The organism is Streptomyces albus subsp. albus (genome assembly GCF_000725885.1).
In the GTDB taxonomy this organism is placed as follows: domain Bacteria; phylum Actinomycetota; class Actinomycetes; order Streptomycetales; family Streptomycetaceae; genus Streptomyces; species Streptomyces albus.
The window spans coordinates 1-755 of record NZ_JODR01000076.1; the positions used below are offsets into that span (position 1 = coordinate 1).

Genomic DNA, 755 nt, shown 5'->3' on the forward strand with positions numbered 1-755 from the left:
CCCGATGATGTCGCCCACCGTCATCCGCGGATTCAACGACGTGTACGGATCCTGGAACACCATCTGAATGTTCCGCCGCACCGCCTTCAACGCCCGGCCCGAGGCCCGGGTGATGTCGTTCCCCTTGTAGCGGATCGTGCCCGCGGTCGGCTCTTCCAGGTGGGTGACGAGTTTGGCGACGGTGGACTTTCCGCAGCCGGACTCGCCGACGATGCCCAGCGTCTCCCCCTTGTGCAGGTCGAAGGAGACGCCGTCCACGGCCTTGACCGCACCGACCTGGCGCTTGAAGAGAATCCCCTGGGTCAGCGGGAAATGCTTGACCAGGTCCCGCACCTCCAAGATGGCCTCCCCCGCGGCGAACGCGTTCTCCGCGTGCGCCCGTGCCAGCAGCCTGCGCGCCTCCTGCCCCTCCTCGCGGGCCTCCTTGCGGCCTGAGTGGTCAGCCCGCATGGCACATCTCCTTCCAGAAGTAGCAGGCGCTGGCGCGCCGGGCTGCGACGTCGTACAACGGCGGCTCGGCCGCGCGGCACGTCTCGCGGGCCATGGGACAGCGCGGGTTGTAGGCGCAGCCGGGCGGGATTCGCAGCAGATTGGGCGGCATACCCTGGATGGCGTTGAGCTGGTGCCCCTTCTGGTCGAGGCGGGGGATGGAGTCCAGCAGGCCCTTGGTGTACGGATGCGCCGGGGCGCGGTACAACTCCTTGACCGGAGCCGTCTCCACGATCCGCCCCGCATACATCACCGCGATCTTGTCG

At 68.1% G+C, this 755-nt stretch carries 2 protein-coding genes; both read right to left on the minus strand.

All coding sequences use genetic code 11. The features are described 5' to 3' along the window. Positions 1 to 450: ATP-binding cassette domain-containing protein (locus tag IO40_RS0132785; RefSeq protein ID WP_030409865.1), on the minus strand; the 450-nt coding region annotated here is incomplete at its 3' end. Further along, positions 440 to 755: oligopeptide/dipeptide ABC transporter ATP-binding protein (locus tag IO40_RS0132790; protein ID WP_031176683.1), on the minus strand; the 316-nt coding region annotated here is incomplete at its 5' end. The genes IO40_RS0132785 and IO40_RS0132790, both read right to left, overlap by 11 nt.